The 16967-nt window shown below is 68.7% G+C and carries 19 protein-coding genes; 4 read left to right on the top strand and 15 right to left on the bottom strand.

Translation table 11 applies throughout. The annotated features are described in order from the left end of the window. Positions 1-35: 35 nt before the first annotated feature. The gene (gene hemF, locus ACXU4B_RS15640; RefSeq protein WP_131410830.1) at positions 36-938 is read right to left on the bottom strand and encodes an oxygen-dependent coproporphyrinogen oxidase; all 903 of its coding nucleotides are present in this window, start codon (positions 936-938) and stop codon (positions 36-38) included. Between the two features lie 92 nt (positions 939-1030). Beyond that, entirely contained in the window at positions 1031-1741 is a 711-nt protein-coding gene (locus tag ACXU4B_RS15635) for a YdcF family protein (protein ID WP_240734106.1), read from the bottom strand. Positions 1742-1898: 157 nt separating this feature from the next. On the opposite strand from ACXU4B_RS15635, the gene ACXU4B_RS15630 reads away from it, so the two are divergent. The 3 genes from ACXU4B_RS15630 to ACXU4B_RS15620 are packed head-to-tail and all read left to right on the top strand — an operon-like array spanning position 1899 to position 4647. After that, positions 1899-3098, top strand: coding sequence for a beta-ketoacyl-[acyl-carrier-protein] synthase family protein (locus ACXU4B_RS15630; RefSeq protein ID WP_205746579.1), 1200 nt, complete (start codon positions 1899-1901; stop codon positions 3096-3098). Beyond that, entirely contained in the window at positions 3095-3892 is a 798-nt protein-coding gene (locus ACXU4B_RS15625) for a beta-ketoacyl synthase chain length factor (protein WP_131410832.1), read from the top strand. Before ACXU4B_RS15630 ends, ACXU4B_RS15625 begins: the two co-directional genes overlap by 4 nt. Next, a complete protein-coding gene (locus tag ACXU4B_RS15620) occupies positions 3889-4647 on the top strand; it encodes a glycosyltransferase family 2 protein (RefSeq protein WP_131410834.1) in 759 nt (252 codons plus the stop codon). The genes ACXU4B_RS15625 and ACXU4B_RS15620 overlap by 4 nt, the downstream gene beginning before the upstream one ends. 27 nt (positions 4648-4674) lie before the next feature. On the opposite strand, the gene fabG is transcribed toward ACXU4B_RS15620, so the two are convergent. The 8 genes from fabG to ACXU4B_RS15580 form a co-directional block, all read right to left on the bottom strand. Further along, positions 4675-5412 carry a 3-oxoacyl-ACP reductase FabG gene (fabG, locus tag ACXU4B_RS15615; RefSeq protein WP_131410836.1) on the bottom strand — a complete coding sequence of 246 codons (738 nt, stop codon included), beginning with the start codon at positions 5410-5412 and terminating at the stop codon, positions 4675-4677. A 16-nt stretch (positions 5413-5428) separates the two neighbouring features. Further along, positions 5429-5863, bottom strand: coding sequence for a phosphotransferase (locus ACXU4B_RS15610; protein WP_131410838.1), 435 nt, complete (start codon positions 5861-5863; stop codon positions 5429-5431). After that, positions 5847-8165: an MMPL family transporter gene (locus ACXU4B_RS15605; protein WP_131410840.1), complete on the bottom strand. Its 2319-nt coding sequence runs from the start codon at positions 8163-8165 to the stop codon at positions 5847-5849. Before ACXU4B_RS15605 ends, ACXU4B_RS15610 begins: the two co-directional genes overlap by 17 nt. Before the next feature lie 2 nt (positions 8166-8167). Continuing rightward, positions 8168-8815, bottom strand: a complete 648-nt coding sequence (locus ACXU4B_RS15600; protein WP_240734107.1) for an outer membrane lipoprotein carrier protein LolA — start codon at positions 8813-8815, stop codon at positions 8168-8170. After that, entirely contained in the window at positions 8739-9692 is a 954-nt protein-coding gene (locus ACXU4B_RS15595) for an LpxL/LpxP family acyltransferase (RefSeq protein ID WP_131410842.1), read from the bottom strand. The genes ACXU4B_RS15600 and ACXU4B_RS15595 overlap by 77 nt, the downstream gene beginning before the upstream one ends. Next, positions 9689-9988, bottom strand: a complete 300-nt coding sequence (locus ACXU4B_RS15590; RefSeq protein ID WP_131410844.1) for a hydroxymyristoyl-ACP dehydratase — start codon at positions 9986-9988, stop codon at positions 9689-9691. The genes ACXU4B_RS15595 and ACXU4B_RS15590 overlap by 4 nt, the downstream gene beginning before the upstream one ends. Beyond that, the gene (locus tag ACXU4B_RS15585; RefSeq protein ID WP_131410846.1) at positions 9985-10710 is read right to left on the bottom strand and encodes a COG4648 family protein; all 726 of its coding nucleotides are present in this window, start codon (positions 10708-10710) and stop codon (positions 9985-9987) included. Before ACXU4B_RS15585 ends, ACXU4B_RS15590 begins: the two co-directional genes overlap by 4 nt. Positions 10711-10790: 80 nt before the next feature. Then, positions 10791-11060 (bottom strand): phosphopantetheine-binding protein, encoded by a 270-nt coding sequence (locus ACXU4B_RS15580; RefSeq protein WP_131410848.1) that lies wholly within the window; start codon positions 11058-11060, stop codon positions 10791-10793. A 91-nt stretch (positions 11061-11151) separates the two neighbouring features. Here ACXU4B_RS15580 and ACXU4B_RS15575 point away from each other — a divergent pair, with 91 nt between their 5' ends. Beyond that, on the top strand, positions 11152-12144 hold the full coding sequence (locus tag ACXU4B_RS15575; protein WP_131410850.1) for a chorismate transformation enzyme, FkbO/Hyg5 family: 993 nt from the start codon (positions 11152-11154) through the stop codon (positions 12142-12144). 23 nt (positions 12145-12167) lie between these two features. Here ACXU4B_RS15575 and ACXU4B_RS15570 read toward each other — a convergent pair whose 3' ends face one another. The 5 genes from ACXU4B_RS15570 to atpD all read right to left on the bottom strand — a co-directional run bounded on the left by ACXU4B_RS15570 (position 12168) and on the right by atpD (position 16858). Continuing rightward, on the bottom strand, positions 12168-12731 hold the full coding sequence (locus ACXU4B_RS15570) for a hypothetical protein (protein ID WP_131410852.1): 564 nt from the start codon (positions 12729-12731) through the stop codon (positions 12168-12170). Between the two features lie 113 nt (positions 12732-12844). Continuing rightward, the gene (gene glmU / locus ACXU4B_RS15565) at positions 12845-14215 is read right to left on the bottom strand and encodes a bifunctional UDP-N-acetylglucosamine diphosphorylase/glucosamine-1-phosphate N-acetyltransferase GlmU (RefSeq protein ID WP_131411349.1); all 1371 of its coding nucleotides are present in this window, start codon (positions 14213-14215) and stop codon (positions 12845-12847) included. Between the two features lie 84 nt (positions 14216-14299). Then, on the bottom strand, positions 14300-14842 hold the full coding sequence (locus tag ACXU4B_RS15560) for an energy transducer TonB (protein WP_240734108.1): 543 nt from the start codon (positions 14840-14842) through the stop codon (positions 14300-14302). Between the two features lie 83 nt (positions 14843-14925). Next, a complete protein-coding gene (locus ACXU4B_RS15555; protein WP_131410854.1) occupies positions 14926-15351 on the bottom strand; it encodes a F0F1 ATP synthase subunit epsilon in 426 nt (141 codons plus the stop codon). Between the two features lie 94 nt (positions 15352-15445). After that, positions 15446-16858: a F0F1 ATP synthase subunit beta gene (gene atpD / locus ACXU4B_RS15550; RefSeq protein ID WP_131410856.1), complete on the bottom strand. Its 1413-nt coding sequence runs from the start codon at positions 16856-16858 to the stop codon at positions 15446-15448. Positions 16859-16967: the final 109 nt, after the last annotated feature.

The raw sequence follows: 16967 nt of genomic DNA, 5'->3' as shown, positions 1-16967 counted from the left end.
CCCCACCACTCACTTCTCTCTACGCACTCCTGCCCTCACACCCAGTCGCGCGGCTTGAGGTAATCGGCAAGCCGCGCCTCGGCCGAGCCCGCTTCGGGCTCGTACGCGTACTCAAAACGCACGCGCGGCGGCAGGCTCATCAGGATCGATTCGGTGCGGCCGCCCGACTGCAGGCCAAACAGCGTGCCGCGGTCGTAGACCAGGTTGAACTCCACGTAGCGGCCACGGCGATAGAGCTGGAATTCGCGTTCGCGCTCGCCCCACGGCGTGTCCCGGCGGCGCTGGACGATCGGCAGGTAGGCATCGAGGAAGCCCTGGCCCACGTCGCGCGTGAAGGCAAAGCAGCGCTCGAAGCCGCCTTCGTTGAGATCGTCGTAGAACAGCCCGCCGACGCCGCGCGTCTCGCCGCGGTGCTTGAGATAGAAATACTCGTCGCACCACTGCTTGTAGCGCGCGTACACGTTCTCGCCATACGGCGCGCACAGGTCGCGCGCCACCGTGTGCCAGTGCGTGACGTCCTCATCGTGCGGATAGAACGGCGTGAGGTCGAACCCGCCACCGAACCACCACACCGGATCGACGCCTTCCTTGCTGGCCTCGAAGTAGCGCACGTTGGCGTGGGTGGTCGGTACGTGCGGGTTGCGCGGATGCAGCACCAGCGACACGCCGGTGGCCACGAAACTGCCGCCGGCAAGATCCGGTCGATGCGCGGTGGCGCTGGGCGGCAGCTGGTGCCCGTAAACACGCGAGAAATTCACCCCGGCCTGCTCGAACAGCGCGCCATCGCGCAGCACGCGCGTGCGCCCGCCGCCGCCCGCGGGGCGTGTCCAGGCGTCCTCCTCGAAACGGGCCTTGCCGTCGAGCTGCTCGACGGCCGCACAAATGCGGTCCTGCAGCTCGCGCAGGAAGCCTTCGGCAAGATCGGCTTGTTGACTCATCGCGTGCCCGTGGTCGTGGTGGAAGCCCGGCAAGCTTAGCAAGCGCCGTCGACCCGGCCGATGCGGTCGGGCGTCGCGGCGCCGGCGGACCGCTAGCTCATGCGCGCCACGATGCGGCGGTGGCCGATCAACTGCCCCCAGCGCACGCCGAGGTCGATCCACATCAGGTAACCCGACTCCACCAGCAACCGACCCAGATAGCGGCGGCTGAGCACCAGCGCCGGCTCGGCCGCCACGGGCACACTGTCAAAGCCCAGCCTCCTGGCCAGCAACAGGCAGCGGGCAAGGTGGTAGCGACTGGTCACCAGTGCCACCGGCGGCAGCACGCGCGTCACCGGGCCGTCTTCCTGCAGCAGGCTGCGGGCGTGGCGGAGGTTCTCCAGCGAATCGACCGACGCCTGCTCCAGGCGCAACGTCACCCCGGGCGGCAGTTCATGGCCGAGCAGCCAGTCACGGCCGGCGGCTGCCTCGCTGACCTGCCCGCCACTACGCCCGCCCAGCAGCAGCACGTGGTCGGTCTGCTCGGCGCGCATCAGGGCCAGTGCCCGTCCCAGCCGCTGCTGGTAGTCGGCCTCCGGCTTGTCACACACCAAGCGCCGGCCGAATACCAGGACCGTCATCGGCTGCGGTAGCGTCAGTGGACTGCGGGCGGCGATCCGCCAGACATGGATGAGATAACCGACCCAGACCAGGCCCAGGCTCAGCACCAGCGCCGCCAGCGTGACCACGGCCGCATGCAGCACGTCCCGGTCGCTCAGGTAGCGCCAGGGTCCGCGTTTGAGCTGGGCAATAAACGGCGTCACGACAGGGCAGGGCGTCAGCGAACCGGAAGGGGGAGTGTGCGCAGCGGCGGCAGGAAGCGCAATCGTGGGCGAGGCCGCGTCGGCCGAACATGAATGCCCGCCCGACCGCGATTTGTCCAGACTAGGCAATGCGGCGGTCGCTGGTTAGGCTCGCGCGATGTCAGTACCGATCCAACCCCTCGCCGTCAGCGCCTTCACGGCCACTTCGGCGCTCGGCCATGGTCTCGAAAGCCAGTTTGCCGCCCTATCCGCCCGCCACGGCGGGCTTCGCCCGAACGACTTCAGCAGCGCACCGCTCGACTGCTGGATCGGTCGCGTCGATGGCGTGGAAGACACGCCGCTGCCGGCCGCCCATGCGACGTGGGAATGTCGCAACAACCGGCTGGCCTGGCTGGGCCTGCACCAGGACCGCTTCCTGGAGCACGCACTGGACGCCCGCCAGCGCTACGGCGCCGCGCGCGTGGCGCTGGTGCTGGGCACTTCCACCGCCAGCATCGGCGCCACCGAGGAAGCCTATCGCCGGCTCGACGCCGACGGCCGCATGCCGGCCGACCTGCGCCGGCCGCTGATCCACGCGCCCCATTCGCTGGCCGGCTTCGTCGCCGAGGCCCTGGGCCTCGAAGGACCCTGCCTCACCGTATCCACCGCCTGCTCGTCCAGCGCCAAGGTGTTTGCCAGTGCCGAGCGCCTGCTGCGGCTGGGTCTGGCCGACGCGGCGGTCGTGGGCGGGGTGGACACCCTGTGCGACAGCGTGCTGTTCGGCTTCAACGCGCTGGAACTGGTGTCGCCGGAACCCTGCCGCCCCTTCGACGTGGCGCGGCGCGGTATTTCCATCGGCGAGGCGGCGGGTTTCGCGCTGCTCGAACGTGCCGACGCCGCGCCCCAGGCACCGCGCCTGCTCGGTTATGGCGAGTCCAGCGACGCCCACCACATGTCCACGCCGCACCCGGCTGGCCTGGGCGCGGAGCTCGCCCTGCGCGACGCCCTGGCCCGCGCCGGGCTGCGTGCCGAACAGGTCGACTACATCAACCTGCACGGCACCGCCAGCCAGAAGAACGACGAGGTCGAGGCCGCGCTCATCGCACGCGCGTTCCCGGCCACCACGCGGGCCAGTTCGACCAAGGGTTTCACCGGCCACACCCTGGGTGCCGCCGGCATTGTCGAAGCGGTGTTCGCGCTGCTGTCGATCGAGCGCGGGCTGGTGCCGGGCAATCTCGGCTGCACGACACCGGACAAGGCCTGCGGGCCGCAGTTCGCCTTCGCCAACGAGCAGCGCCGGATCGACGTGGCGCTCAGCAATTCATTCGGCTTCGGCGGCAACAATGCCTGCCTGGCGTTCGGCAGGGCGCCGGCATGACCACGCTGAAAGTCCATGTGGAAGGCGTCGGCCTGTGGTCGGCGGCACTGGGCGATTTCGCCGCGCTGCAGGCGCACATGCAAGGCGCCGAGCCGGCGCCACCGCCCGCGCGTCCGCCGGCGACCGCACTGCCCGCCAACGAACGGCGCCGCGCACCGGAGACCGTGCTGCTGGCCGTCGAAGTGGCCGGGCAGGCGGTGGCGATGAGCGGCCGGGCCGCCAGCGAGCTGCTCTGCGTCTTCAGCTCGACCTACGGCGACCAGCAGATTTCCGATTACATGTGCGCGACGCTCGCGCAGGCCCCGGCAGAGCTCTCGCCCACGCGCTTCCACAATTCCGTGCACAACGCCCCGGCCGGCTACTGGACCATCGCCACCGGTTGCCATGCGGCGTCCAGCGCCATCAGCGCCGGCCACGCCAGCTTCGGTGCCGGCCTGCTGGAGGCAGCGACGCTCTGCCTCACCGAGCAGCGCCCCGTGCTGCTGGTGTGCAGCGACATTGCCGGCAGTGGCCCGTTGCGCGAAATGAGCGCCTCGCGCGACACCTTTGGCTGCGCCATGGTGCTGGCGCCGCAGGCCGGTGATCACTGCCTGGCGACGCTGGACCTGACGCTGTCACCCCATGCCGGCCAATGGCTGCGCCCGGCGCCCCCGGCGGGCGCCTGGCACGAGGCGAACCCCACCGCTGCGTCCGCGTGGCCGCTGTTGCAATATCTTGCCCAGGGCGAGGGCAGCTGCACGCTCGCCGCGGCGGAAACCCTGGCGTTACACGTTGTCATGGAGAGGCGCGCTTGAATACATCCGATGTCCGCTGGTGCGTCCTGATTCCCTGCCTCAACGAAGAGGCTGCGATCGGGAAGGTGGTCCAGTCGGTGCTCGAACTGGGTGTGCCGGTGATCGTCGTGGATGACGGCTCGGACGATCGCACGCCCGAGATCGTCGGCGCCCTGCCGGTGACGCTGCTGCGTCACCAGCAACGACGCGGCAAGGGCGAAGGCCTGCGCACGGGTTTCCGCGAGGCCCTGCGCCAGGGCTACGACGCCGTGCTGACCATGGACGGCGACGGCCAGCATCTGGCCAGCGATATTCCGCGCATCGTGGCCGCGGCCCAGCGCTATCCCAGGCACATCGTGATCGGCGCCCGCCTGCTTGATCGCGACCAGCAGCCCAAGGGCCGTCGTCGCGCCAACAACGTGGCCGACTGGGGCATTTCGTGGGCCTGTGCGCAGCCGGTGGCCGACACGCAGAGCGGGCAGCGCTGGTATCCGCGCGCCGCGCTCGACCTGGTCGACTTGCCGGCCGAGAACTTCGTCTTCGAGGCAGCCATCCTGATTGCCGCGTCGCGCGAGAAGGGCCTGGGCGTCGCCTCGGTGCCGATTGCCTCGCGCTATCACGGCGAGTTTCGCATCAGCCATTTCAGCCCGGTGCGCGACGTCTCGCGCATCACCGTGTACACGATCGGCCAGATCCTCCGTCATGGCGACATCTTCGCCAGTTATCGACGTTCGCGCGCCTCGCAGCCGATCGTGTACGACACCGCGGTAACCTGAGCCCGACGGCCCGTCAACGGCGGCTGGCTAGGCCATGCCGCCGTTGACACCGATCACCTGGCCGTTGATGTAGCTGGCCGCGTCCGAACACAGGAAGGCGACCAGCGCGGCCACTTCTTCGGGACGGCCCGCACGCTGCGCCGGCACCATGTCGCGAATGCGTTCGGGCGGAAAGTCCGCGCCGATCATGCGACCCTCGATGACGCCGGGGGCCACCACGTTGGCGGTGATGCCGCGCGAGGCCATCTCCCGCGCGAGCGAACGCGTGGCGCCGTGCAGGGCGGCCTTGGCCGCCGCATAGTTTGCCTGCCCGCGATTGCCCAGTTGCGCCGCCACCGAACTGACCGAAACGACGCGACCGAAACGCGCGCGTGCCATCGGCAGCAGCAAGGGCTGGGTCACATGGAAGAAGCCGTGCAGCGAGACGTCGATCACGCGCCGCCAGGCCTCTTCGGACATGCCGGCCAAGGGCGCATCCTCGTGCACGCCCGCGTTGTTGACGACCGCGTGAATGGTGCCGTCGGACAGCAGTGCCTCGATGGCGTGCCGGGTCGCCGCGCCGTCGGTGAGGTCGAATGCGACGGCCTGCGCGCTGCCACCTTCGTCGCGGATGGCCGCCGCCACGTCGTCCGCGCGGGCCAGCGCGGTGTTGGCGTGCACGATCACGTGGTAACCCCCGCTGGCCAGCGCCTGGCAGATGGCGCCACCGAGATCGCCGCTACCGCCGGTCACGAGGGCGCGGCGCGGGAGGCTGGCTTGTGACATGGACACCTCGTTTGATTCAGACGTCGGGATGGATCACCGCGGCGCGGCCACTGGCGATCACCTGGCCACGATGCTCGACACGAAACGCATACTGCGCGCCCGCATGGTCGGCGTACAGGCACTGCGCATGGACATCCAGCTCGCCTTCCAGGGCATCGATGTATTCCTGTGCGAGCACGAGGTCACGCAGGCTCACCAGTCGCCCCGGGCGCGCTGCCTCGATGCCGCGGCGACGTGCCAGCAGGGCGCCATGCAGCGCCATCGCCTGAGCACCGTACTCGGCCAGGTGCACGGCGTGCAAACCATCCGGGCCGCGCAGCGGGTGATCGGCGCGCGCGTGTCCGGCGCTGGTCGCGTGCAGCGTGGTTTCGTCCCACGCGAGCACGACATCGAGCAGGCACATCGCGCCCTGGTGGGGAATCAGGTGCGCCCAGTCAGTCTTGGCGAGCATGCGGTGCCATCAGGATCGAGAGACAGAAATGGAAGGCCACGCCAAGGCTCACGGTGAGCCCGATGGCGCGCAGCACGGGAATGGAGCTCCACGCGAGCATGCCGAACACCAGCAGCGCAGACAGCACGCACACCAGCGTGGCGTGCAGCGTACGCCGCTGCTCGGCCGGATCGCCGGTATCGCGCTCGAAGAACAGCGCGTAGTGCAGGCCCAGCCCCGCGGCGAGGATCAGCGCCACCAGGTGGAACAGGGAAATCTCCACTCCGGAGGCGCGCTCGACCGCCAGCACGAGGAAGGTCGCCAGCGTCATCGGCGCCAGCACGTGCCAGGCACGCCGCAGGCTGCGCAGGGCGAAGGTGATCGCCAGCACCAGCAGCACGGTGGCTGCCGCCAACGCCTGCAGGATGCGCGTGCGATAGTCCACCACCAGCGATTCGGCGGCATCCTTCAGGTCCAGCAGGCGCACGCTGCCGTGGCTGTCACGTGCCAATGCCTGCAGCGCGGCCACATCGTGCACGCCGCTCAGCGTGCCCAGCCCCAGCCAGCGGTCACCGCGATGCACCAGCATGGCGGACAGGCGTTGACCCAGGGGCGACGTCGCGAACGTCGCGGGGGTCAGCAACGGCAGTTCGCGCGCCGTCTGCACGTCGTCGACGAACGGCGCGAACAGCCTGGGCTGGAATGGCATGCCCCGTTCTGCTTCGTCCAGCATTTGCTGCAGCGCCTCGCGGCCGGGCAACTGCTGCTGGCGCGCGCGTTGCACGGCTTCGCTGGGCAGGTAGCGCGAGGGCAGTTCCACCGCATCCAGCGCGTGACGCGCGATCAGTGCATCAACGGCCGGCTGCAGGCGCTCGGACAAGGCGAGCACGCCCTGTTCGTCCGCCGCGTCGAGGATCAACAGGTAGCGCACATCGGGCGCACCGAGGGCCTCGCGCAGGCGTGCATCGCGCAGCAGCAGGTCTTGCGGGAGCGGCGTCAGCGCCGCCAGGTCGTTCTGCCAGAACGGCGCCGGCGCCCACGCCAGCATCAAGGCCGCAGCCAGCGCCACCACCCACGGCAGCCAGCGGGGTCGCGGCAAGGCATCGACGATGCGACGCGCGGCGATCAGCCAGCGCATCTGCGCCACGTCGTGCACGCGCGCCGGCAACAGGTATGGCAGCAGGTAGCGTGTGCTGAACCCGGCGACCAGCAGGCCGGTCACGGTAAACACCGCGAGCTGGCGAAGTCCGTTTACGCCCGACGCATAAAAGGCCATGTACGCGATGCAGGCCGAGGCGATGGCGGTGAGCAACAGCGGCCACAGGTCGCGCACGCTTTGCACGGCGTCCTCGCCGGCCCGGCGATGGCTGAGCACGCGGATCGGGTACTCCTGCGCCACGCCCAGCAAGGTAAAGCCGAATGCCAGCGTGATGCCATGCACCTGCGGGAACAGCAGCACCAGCGCGGCAATGCCGGCGAGCGCGGCGCTGGCGATGGGCAAGGCCGACAGCAGCAACGAACCCACGCTGCGATAGGCCAGCAACAGCAGCAGGATGAACCCGACCGTGGAGACGCGGCCGATCCATTCGGCCTGCCCGCGCGTCTGCGCGTTCACTACCACGCTGAAGTAGCCTGGACCACTCAGCGTCAGGCGCGCGTGCGCATGAGCGGGCAAGGCGTCGAACGCCTTGCGGATGCCGTCGATGGCGACGGCCTGCGCGTCCGGGTCGAACCCCGCCGCACGGGTCTGCACCAGCAGCAGCGCTTCGTGCTGGTTCGAGAACCAGACGCCGTCGCGTAGTTCGGGTGACTTCGGTGGCGTCCAGCGTTCGGCCAGCTTCAGCACTTCCAGCGTCGGGTCGCGCGGCAGCAGGCCCTTGAGCAGGCTGGCGGCGGGCGAGGACAGGTCCTCCAGCCGTTGCTCCAGTTCGTCGCGCAGGAAGGCCGCGTCCATGCGCTGCGTATCGAGCGTAGGCGACAGCAGGTAGCGATAAGGCAACAGGTGTTCGTCGAGCGCACCCAGGTCGAAGCTGCCGTTGATCACCTGGTTGTAGTGGTCGTCCTTGCGCAGGGCGCTGGCCAGTTGCTGGCTGAGTGTGGCGAGCTGCTCGTCGGCAGCGCCGTCGATGGCCAGCAGCAGCAGGCGCGAGCCCGGGCCTTCGCCGACCTGTTCCATCAGCAGGCGCTGGTCGGGCGTGCTGGGCGCGGGCATGAAGCTGCGCAGGTCGGTGCTGACGCGAAGCCGCTGCGCCACCAGCCCGCCGAGCGCGGCCAGCGCCGCCAGCCAGAGCAGCAGCAGGACCAACCGCCGGCCATGACGCATCGTCAGCCGCCCTGGCAGAGTGCCGCCAGCGCTTCCCGCGTGGGCACCGCCGGCATTTTCGAGGCGAGCTCGCCCAGCAGGTCCACGGCCAGGTCACCGTCGGCTTCCTGCATGCGCATGCAGCGTGGCTCATTGCCACGGCCCTGGATTTCTATGCGGCTGACGCTATGGGCCAGCTTCGGATCGCGCGGCGTCAGCGTGAGCGTCCAGCCCCTGGCGTCATCGCCGGTGTGCTGCACGGTGAAGGCCTGTTCCAGTCGCGAGGAATCGCCGCCGAGCAGCGCGACGAAACTGTCGAGCAGGATCTGCAGCTGCGGCGCGCGCTTGAGCGAGAAGCGGCGCGGGTCGCGGCCTTCGCGCTGCTGCGTCACCTCGCCGTTGGCGATGGTCGAGAGTTCGCGGTTCGGGTGCTCGACCTGGCGCTCCAGCCGATCGTCGCCCAGCCAGGCCAGCTCGCCGGAAACGACCAGCGGTTGGTCGAGCACCTTGAGGAAGCGGGCTTCGGCAAACGGCGTGCGGGCAGGGGCGGGGCGACCCAGCGAGGTCACCAGCGCGCGCGCGGTGACGGCGTCTTCAGGCGCCGACGCGCTCGCGCACAGGGACAGCATCAGGCTGCACAACAGCACCAGCGTCTTGCTGCCAGAAGTCATAGAAGTTGAACCAGTTGTAGGGGGACACATGGACGTAGTGTTCCACGCGATGGGCGTAGCGGGCGATGTACGCATCCAGCCCGTGCGCGCGGTCGTGCCGGGGAATTTCCACGCGTTCGGCGAACGGCTCGAAGATCAGCCGGTAACGGTTGGCGCCTTCGTAAAGCCCGAAGCACAACATCACCGGCACGCGCAGCGAATGGGCCAGCAGCCACGGCCCGACCGGAAACGGTGCGGGCGTGCCGAGGAAGGTCGTACGACGCAGCACCTCATGCTCGCGGCCGCGATCGGCCAGCAAGGCCACGATCTCACCCTGCGCGCAGGCCTCGGCCATGGCCAGGGTGATGGAGGCGCCACCGAGCGAGGCATCGATCACGTTGGCGCCCACATCCGGTGCCAACGCTTCCAGCAGTTCGGTCAGGGCCGGCGTCTTCTGCTTGTCCAGCACGACGCGCAGGCGGGTGTCCGGACGACGCGAGCTGATCGCCCGCAACGCCTCGAAACTGCCCTGGTGCGAACCCAGCAGCAACAGGCCGCGCCCCTGCTCCAGGCAGGCCTCGAGTTCGTCCAGTCCTTCCACCGTGATGTCGAATCCCTTTTCGCCCTTCGCCAGCAGGAAGATGCGATCGAGGATGGTCGCGGCAAAGCGATGGATGTGCTTCATCACCTGCCACGGGGTCACCGGCTGCCCGAGCACGCGCTCGAGGAAGGCGCGCGATGCGCGGCGCTCGGGTCCGCGGCGCCAATAGAAATACAGCGTGATCGGGTAGAGGCACAGGCGCCCCAGGGGCCGCCCACCCACCAGGGCGATGCTGCGGATCAGCCACAGCGCGAAATGCCCACCGCCTTCCGGGCGGGCCTGCCAGTGCTCGCTCACGAGGCACCCTCGATCACGCCGCGCGCCAACAGCTCGCCGTCCCGTCGCACTTCGAAGCGCAGGCGCCCGGCGGCGTCCGTCAGCGTCAGCGATGCACGCTCGTCCGGCAGCAGCGGCGCCAGGAACTTCGCCTCCAGCACGCGTGCCAGGCGCTGGTTGCGCCACGCGCGCAAGGCCACCGCCACCTGCTCCAGCAACAGCACGCCCGGCACCAGCGGCGCGCCGGGAAAATGACCAGGCAGGCTCGGATGATCGGCGCCCACGTGGATCTCGCGATGAAAGGCGGCGTCACTCATGGCGAAGCGGGATCCTCGCCGCGTACCAGCTGCGGCCAGCGCGCCGCGATGCCGAGCGCCAGTTCGTGCACGCGCGGGTGCGAAAGGTGGCGCAGATGCCAACGCCGGAACAGGTTCTCCAGCACGAAGGCCGCCGTAATCAGCACATAACCGCCGACATGCACATAGGCCTGGGCCAGGCCGGCCGGCACGGGCCATGGCGAGGCCAGGCCGAGCGAGCCGAGCAGGCCACCGGGTTCGGCGCACAGCAGCAGCACCGCCAGCACCAGCGCCTGCGTCGCCATCAGCAGGGTCCAGAACCAGGTGAGCCGACGTGCATAGGGCGCCAGGCCCGGCATCTGCAGGCGCTCCGGGCCTTCCACGGCCTCGATGAAGCGCGCGATCAGCGGCGTGGAACCCGACACCAGGCTGCGACCGAACAAGGTGGCCAGCAATACGTTGATGGCAATGGGCACGCACTCGAGCAGCAGCCCGACCATGCCATGCACCCACAGCCAGCCCATCCCCGCCAGGGTCAGCGACCACACGACCCAAGCCAGCGGGCGACGCGTGACCAGAGCGGGCGCCATCAGCACGGTCAGCAGCAGCCCACAGGCCGCCAGCGAGAAGCCCTGGCGATGCGTCAGCGCCCCGGCCATCGCCAGCACCGGATAGGCGCAGACCAGCAGCGGCAGCCAGCGCTTCAGCGGGGCTCTCGGGTGGGTGGCGGAATGGGGCGACATGTCTGGGTCTGCCTGCTCGCTGGACGTACGGACGACGGCGGCGAAAGCTTGCCGTGCGACTACAGCATGCCTGATGAACGTTACGCGGCGCGATGGCGCTCGACGTGGTCGGAGAGTGAGCGCAGGCTGGTGAAGATCTGCCGGTTTTCCGGGTTGTCCGAGCGCAGCTGGAAGCCATAGCGCTTGGACACGGCCAGCGCGATCTCCAGCGCATCAATGGAGTCGAGGCCAAGATCTCCGCCGAAAAGCGGCGCATCCGGGTCGATCTGGTCGGCCGTCACCGTTTCGAGGTTGAGGCTTTCCACGATCAAAGTGGCCAGTTCGTGTTGTGCGGTGGTCTGCTCGGCCATGCCTGTTCTATATCCGGTACGTACGCCTCTCCCCCAGAGGCGACAGCCGTCGAGTGTAACATAGCGCCCTCATACCCCCTTGTTGGATCCCATGGTTCAGGGTTTTGAAAAAGTCATCGCCGGGCCCGAGCCCCGGCGCGCGCCGCTGGTCTCCTACCGCTATGCCCATCCGGCCGCCGTACTGGCCGAGCCGGGCACGCTGGCAGTGTTCGGCTTCGGCGCGGGCGCCACTCGCAACGCCGATCCGCGCTGGCTGGGCGTGGAGCTGGAATGCTTCGACGCGCCGGCGCCGCTGGAAATCTGGCAGGTGCAAGGGCCGGTGACCCACGGCCGCGTCGGCGACCTGCGCTGGTCGGCCGGCGACGGCTGGCTGTTCGCCGCGATCGAACTGGACGAACGCCACCATGGCGGCCCGAACGGCACCGGCGCGGCAGCCTACGCGCAGCTGTGCGAATTCCTCGCCACGCGCCGCGAGCGCCACGTGCAGCGCATCTGGAACTACCTCGCCGACATCAACCAGGGCGACGGCGACGACGAGCGCTACAAGCAGTTTTGCGACGGCCGCGCCGTGGGCATGGGGGCGTTCTTCGCCGATGGCTTTCCCGCCGCGACGGCCATCGGCCACCATGCGGCCGAACCGCTACAGCAGATCTACCTGCTGGCCAGCGACCAGCGCGGCACGCGGGTCGAGAATCCCCGCCAGGTGAGCGCCTGGCGTTATCCGCGCCAATACGGCCGGACGCCGCCCAGCTTCGCCCGCGCAATGGCGCTGCCGGCGCAGGACGCGCTGGCGATCTCCGGCACGGCCGCCGTGGTGGGTCACGCCTCGGCCCACCAGGACGACCTGGTCGCGCAGCTGGAGGAGACCCTGACCAACCTCGAGGCCCTGCTGGCCAGCGCCGGCATGAACGCCGGCTTCGACACGCAGTCGCCGCTCAAGGCTTACGTGCGGCACCCGGTGGATGCCTCGCACGTGCACGACTTCCTGCAGCTGCGCCTGCCCGGCGTTCCGGTGCTGCTGCTGCACGGCGACATCTGCCGCCAGGAGTTGCTGGTGGAAATCGACGGCTGGCGCTACGCGTAAGCGAAGGGCGCCCGCGGCGGCGCCTAGGGATTGGCGTAAGCGGGATCGAGGCTGGCCAGGAAGCTGTCGACCTGCTCATGCAGATAGGGATTGGCCACGCCCTTGCGTTTATCGGCGCTTTTTTCCGCACGGGCGGGCATTGCCTGCAACAGCTTGCCGGTCGCCGAGTCGAACACATAGATCGTCGCGGTATAGCCCAGTAGCGGCGGATAGGAACCGCCGTTCTTGGTCAACGTGGTGACCGTATAGCTGGGTTTCATCCAGGGCTGGTAGTAGACGGCCAGGCGGTAAGGCAAGGCCTGCTCCCTGGCGCGCGAGGGCTGGCCATCCTGGAAGGAAGGATCGGTCGGCTCCGCGCCGCGCAGGGTAACGTGCCGGTCGGTCGCCCACTGCTCGAACCAGTTCCTGACGTTGACGCAGTTGACGGTGTCGCTGGTGCAGGCCAGGTAGAAGGTGAAGCGCGGACTGGTGTCCGCGTTGAACAGCTGCAGCGACTGCAATTGTCGTTGTGCGGCGGCATTCACGACCGGCTTGTCACCGACGCAACCCTGCAGGGCCATCGCGGCGAGGATTGCTGCTGCCGACATCCGTATCCGCACGGCACGCTCCTTTGCTGGTCGACCAAGCCTTGGGTACCACGGAGGGATCGCCGTGCCCGGCGCCTGCCCCCTTTCGGCGAAAGCCTGGGGGCGGGCCCAGCTTAAGATTTTTTGGTCGGCCGGTGCCAGCCCGGCAAGGTGGCCTGGCGCGCGCGCGCCAGGGTCAGCTCGCCGGCCGGCGCGTCCTTGCCGATCACCGAGCCGGCGCCGATGGTGGCCTGTGCGCCGATCGTCACCGGCGCCACCAGCGCCGTGTTGGAACCGATGAATGCCCCGTCGCCAATGCTGGTGAGGTGCTTGTTGACGCCGTCGTAGTTGCAGGTGATGGTGCCCGCGCCGATGTTGACGCCGCGACCGATGACGGTATCGCCGAGATAGCTCAGGTGATTGGCCTTGCTGCCTTCGCCAAGCTGCGCCTTCTTGGTTTCGACGAAGTTGCCGATATGCACGCCGGCGGCCAGTTCGGTGCCCGGACGCAGGCGCGCGAACGGACCGATCGTGCACGGCCCATGCGTGACCACGCCCTCGAGATCGCAATGCGGCTGCACCACCGTGCCGGCGGCGAGGCTGACGTCCTTCAATCGCGTGAACGGTCCGATGCGCACGTCATCGCCCAGCGTCACGTGGCCCTCGAAAATCACGTCGACATCGATCTCCACGTCCATGCCCGCGCTCACCGTGCCACGCACGTCGAGGCGCGCGGGATCGGCCATGCGCACGCCGTCCAGCGCGAGCGCCCTGGCCGCGCGCAGACGGTATTGGGCTTCCAGTTCGGCCAGCTGCCATGGGTTGTTGGCACCGGCCGCCTCGACTTCGTCGTCGCATTCGACACAGGTGGCAGCGCGGTTTTCGTCGGCGGCCATGGCGAAGATATCGGTGAGGTAGTACTCGCCCTGGGCGTTGTTGCGGTCCAGCCGGGCCGTCCAGCGCTTCAGCGCCACCGCTTCGGCGGCAACGATGCCGGTATTGATCAGGTTGTTGGCGCGCTGGCTGTCGTCGGCGTCCTTCTCCTCGACGACCATGCGGACGAAGCCGTTGCCATCGCGCAGCACGCGGCCATAACCCTGCGGCTCGGCCACGCGCGTCGCCAGCAGGCTTACCGTGCCGTCGGCCAGCACCAGCCGCTGCAGGGTCTGCGCGCGGGTCAGCGGGACGTCGCCGTAGAGCACCAGCACGGTGGCATCATCGGGCACGTCGAGCAGCGCTTCGCGCACCGCGTGCCCCGTACCCAGACGCTGCGACTGCAGCACCCAGCGCAAGTCCGCCTGTCCCTCGAACGCCGCCCGCACCTGCTCGCCGCAATGACCGTAGACCAGGTGGATCGCCTGCGGCTGCAGCGCCCGCGCGGCCTCCAGCACATGCGCCAGCAAGGGGCGGCCGGCCAGCGGCATCAGCACCTTGGCTTTCCTGGACTTCATGCGCTTGCCTTCGCCGGCCGCGAGGACAATGACGTGCAGGGGGGCATTCTTGATCATGGCGGGACCTGTCATGGCTAGCGGCGGAGCATACCAGCGACCGAATGGCGCGCCGCGGGCGTTTCACGGCGGCCGGGCGGGCTAACGGACAGGCACTGCCGGCGAGGCGGCAATGTTCACCACCGGCCCGCCTTGCGTCCACTCGAAACGGAACACGTACCGCGCCCGAAAGGGTTGTGCCTCGCTGTCGACGTCGTGCGGCGTGCCATTGACATCGGCTGCCCAGCGACTGGCGCGAAGGGGCTCGAACGTCCATTGCAGCACGGCCTCGCGGACCGCCCGGGCAAACAGGCGTTGGCGTGCATCGTTCTCGTCCACGATGCGCACCTCGCGGACCTTGCCCTGGGTGTCGACAACCAGCAGCGCCTCCAGCGACTGCGGTGGCAGCCGCGCGGCCACCAGCTCGGGCGGGTAGACAGGTGCAGGCCGGTCACGCGGCACGCCGCCGGTAAAGATCTGGCCCAGCGCGAGCGGATAGTGCGCGATGCGGCCGTCCGGCCCGGCCTGGTCGGCGTGTGGCGGCGGCGTGGCGCAGCCCAGCAACCCGGCGCCAAGGGCCAGCGCCAGTCCATAGCGCCAGCGAGGCGCACGCGTCACCCCGGTGGAGGTGCTGACTTGCGACATGGCGCGAGCATAAACAAAACGCCGGCACGAGGGCCGGCGTTCCGTATCGCTGCGACGGGCGCCCAAGGCGCCCGCACAGACGGTCAGTGCTTGAGGGTCTTGCGCATGCGCTCCAGCGCCTGGAGCTGCGTGAGCGCCTGGGCCAGCTTGGCCTGCGCGTCGGCGATCTCCACCGCGTCGGTGCGGTTGGCCAGGGCGTCTTCGGCTTCCTGCTTGGCGCGCTGCGCCGCGACTTCGTCCAGGTCGGACGCGCGCGCGGCGGTATCGGCCAGCACGGTGACGACCTGCGGCTGGACTTCCAGGATGCCGCCGGAGATCCAGAACTGCTGACGCTCGCCGTTGCCCAGCACCACGTCGACGTGGCCGGCCTTCAGACGGGTGATCAGCGGTGCATGGCGGGGCGCAATGCCCAGCTCACCCATTTCGCCGGTCGCGACAACCAGCTGCGCTTCGCCCGAAAAGATTTCGGCTTCGGCGCTGACGATGTCGACACGGAGGGTATGACTCATGACGGTATTCCGGTGCGTACGGTGAAAAGCAGACGATGCTGTATGGAGCGGGTGAAGCGCGGTCGTCGCGCTTCACCGTGATGCCTCACACCGATCAGGCCGCCTTCTTGGCGCCCATTTCCTCGGCCTTCTTGATGGCCTCGTCGATGCCGCCGACCATGTAGAACGCCTGCTCCGGCAGGTGGTCCACGTCGCCGTCCACGATCATCTTGAAGCCGCGGATGGTTTCCTTCAGCGCCACGTACTTGCCCGGCGAGCCGGTGAACACTTCGGCCACGTGGAACGGCTGCGAGAAGAAGCGCTCGATCTTGCGTGCGCGCGACACGGCCAGCTTGTCGTCTTCCGACAGCTCGTCCATGCCCAGGATCGCGATGATGTCCTTGAGCTCCTTGTAGCGCTGCAGCGTGCCCTGCACGCGACGGGCCACGTCGTAGTGCTCGGCGCCGATCACGTTCGGATCGAGCTGGCGGCTGGTGGAGTCCAGCGGATCCACGGCCGGGTAGATACCCAGCGAGGCGATGTTACGGCTCAGCACCACCGTCGCATCCAGGTGGGCGAAGGTGGTGGCCGGCGACGGGTCGGTCAGGTCGTCCGCGGGCACGTACACGGCCTGGATCGAGGTGATCGAACCGGTCTTGGTCGAGGTGATGCGCTCCTGCAGGACGCCCATTTCCTCGGCCAGCGTCGGCTGGTAACCCACCGCCGACGGCATGCGGCCGAGCAGTGCGGACACTTCGGTACCGGCCAGCGTGTAGCGGTAGATGTTGTCGACGAACAGCAGCACGTCCTTGCCCTTGCCGGTCTCGTCCTTCTCGTCGCGGAAGTACTCGGCCATGGTCAGGCCGGTCAGCGCCACGCGCAGGCGGTTGCCCGGCGGCTCGTTCATCTGGCCGTACACCATGGCCACCTTGTCGAGCACGTTGGAGTCCTTCATCTCGTGGTAGAAGTCGTTGCCCTCACGGGTACGCTCACCCACGCCGGCGAACACGGACAGACCCGAGTGCGCCTTGGCGATGTTGTTGATCAGCTCCATCATGTTCACGGTCTTGCCCACGCCGGCGCCGCCGAACAGGCCGACCTTGCCGCCCTTGGCGAACGGGCACATCAGGTCGATGACCTTGATGCCGGTCTCCAGCAGGTCGGCTGCGGCCGCCTGGTCGTCGTAGCTCGGGGCTTCGCGATGGATGACCCAGCGGTCCTGCTCGCCGATCGGGCCGGCTTCGTCGATGGGGTTGCCGAGCACGTCCATGATGCGGCCGAGCGTCGCCTTGCCGACCGGCACCTTGATGCTCTCGCCGGTGTTGCGGGCTTCGAGGCCGCGCTTGAGGCCGTCGGTCGAACCGAGGGCGATCGTGCGGACGATACCGTCACCCAGCACCTGCTGGACTTCCAGCGTGATGTCGGTGCCGTCGATCTTCAGCGCGTCGTAAACCTGCGGCACCTGATCGCGCGGGAATTCCACGTCGATGACCGCGCCGATGATCTGTACAACTTTGCCCTGACTCATGGATGTGCTCCGGATGGATCTTTTAGTGTCTGTTTCTAACGACAGCGCCCGTTCAAGGTCGCCTGCTCTTGGTGAATAGTGCGGCCATGGATGGCCGCTTCTTGATCTT

Source organism: Dyella soli (genome assembly GCF_054482295.1).
Note: the sequence above shows the minus strand (reverse complement) of the source record. Positions and strands in the feature narration are given on the sequence as shown.

Coding starts and splice junctions, on each gene's coding strand:
- hemF (WP_131410830.1), bottom strand. CDS start 938: ATGAGTCAACAAGCCGATCTTGCCGAAGGCTTCCTGCGCGAGCTGCAG.
- ACXU4B_RS15630 (WP_205746579.1), top strand. CDS start 1,899: ATGTCAGTACCGATCCAACCCCTCGCCGTCAGCGCCTTCACGGCCACT.
- ACXU4B_RS15625 (WP_131410832.1), top strand. CDS start 3,095: ATGACCACGCTGAAAGTCCATGTGGAAGGCGTCGGCCTGTGGTCGGCG.
- fabG (WP_131410836.1), bottom strand. CDS start 5,412: ATGTCACAAGCCAGCCTCCCGCGCCGCGCCCTCGTGACCGGCGGTAGC.
- ACXU4B_RS15610 (WP_131410838.1), bottom strand. CDS start 5,863: ATGCTCGCCAAGACTGACTGGGCGCACCTGATTCCCCACCAGGGCGCG.
- ACXU4B_RS15605 (WP_131410840.1), bottom strand. CDS start 8,165: ATGCGTCATGGCCGGCGGTTGGTCCTGCTGCTGCTCTGGCTGGCGGCG.
- ACXU4B_RS15600 (WP_240734107.1), bottom strand. CDS start 8,815: ATGACTTCTGGCAGCAAGACGCTGGTGCTGTTGTGCAGCCTGATGCTG.
- ACXU4B_RS15590 (WP_131410844.1), bottom strand. CDS start 9,988: ATGAGTGACGCCGCCTTTCATCGCGAGATCCACGTGGGCGCCGATCAT.
- ACXU4B_RS15585 (WP_131410846.1), bottom strand. CDS start 10,710: ATGTCGCCCCATTCCGCCACCCACCCGAGAGCCCCGCTGAAGCGCTGG.
- ACXU4B_RS15580 (WP_131410848.1), bottom strand. CDS start 11,060: ATGGCCGAGCAGACCACCGCACAACACGAACTGGCCACTTTGATCGTG.
- ACXU4B_RS15575 (WP_131410850.1), top strand. CDS start 11,152: ATGGTTCAGGGTTTTGAAAAAGTCATCGCCGGGCCCGAGCCCCGGCGC.
- ACXU4B_RS15570 (WP_131410852.1), bottom strand. CDS start 12,731: ATGTCGGCAGCAGCAATCCTCGCCGCGATGGCCCTGCAGGGTTGCGTC.
- ACXU4B_RS15560 (WP_240734108.1), bottom strand. CDS start 14,842: ATGTCGCAAGTCAGCACCTCCACCGGGGTGACGCGTGCGCCTCGCTGG.
- ACXU4B_RS15555 (WP_131410854.1), bottom strand. CDS start 15,351: ATGAGTCATACCCTCCGTGTCGACATCGTCAGCGCCGAAGCCGAAATC.
- atpD (WP_131410856.1), bottom strand. CDS start 16,858: ATGAGTCAGGGCAAAGTTGTACAGATCATCGGCGCGGTCATCGACGTG.